Source organism: Corynebacterium glyciniphilum AJ 3170 (genome assembly GCF_007673095.1).
In the GTDB taxonomy this organism is placed as follows: domain Bacteria; phylum Actinomycetota; class Actinomycetes; order Mycobacteriales; family Mycobacteriaceae; genus Corynebacterium.
In genome coordinates, this window is sequence record NZ_VDYZ01000043.1 from 1 (window position 1) to 575 (window position 575).

The 575-nt window shown below is 64.3% G+C and carries 1 protein-coding gene; it reads left to right on the forward strand.

Going from position 1 to position 575, the window contains the following annotated elements:
- The first annotated feature begins 302 nt into the window (after window positions 1-302).
- The gene (locus tag FS507_RS19835; protein ID WP_186314741.1) at window positions 303-503 is read left to right on the forward strand and encodes a hypothetical protein; all 201 of its coding nucleotides are present in this window, start codon (window positions 303-305) and stop codon (window positions 501-503) included.
- Window positions 504-575: the final 72 nt, after the last annotated feature.

A 575-nucleotide genomic window follows, 5' to 3' on the forward strand; every position in this document is an offset into this window, starting at 1 on the left:
TGAGTGCGGGGGGGTAGAGATGGGGGGGGTTGATTGGGTGGAGGAGGTGGGCGGTGGTGTAATGGGGGGGGATGTGGTTGGGGGTGTGGTGATCAACGATTGGGGTGGGGAGAATAGTGAATGTGGGGTGTGCGAGAGTTGCAGTGATGTAGGGAAGGGTGTGGGGGAGTGGGCGTGGGAGTGGTGGTCGGGGGGGTGGGAGTGTGGAGGGAGAAGGGGGTGATGATGGGGAGGGTGGGGGGGGGGGTGGATGAGGTGGGGGGTGAGTGGGGGGAGGGGGGTTGTAGGGGGAGTGGGAGAAGTTGGGGGATGTCAGGGTGGGGATGGTGGGGAGGGAAGGGGGTGGGGAGGGTGAGAAGAAGGAAGTGGAGGAGGTGATGGGTGAGGTGTGTAGGGGGAGGATGGAGTTGGGTAGAGGGTGGGGCGCGGATAAGGTGGGTGAGGAGGGGAGAGGGTTGAAGAGGTTGTGGGACGGGGTTGTGGGGGAGATGAGGGTGGGGTAGGAAGGGATGGAGATGGAGTGTGAACGGGGGGTGTCGATCACGGTGTAGGGCGCCGAACCGGGTTGAGGGTCG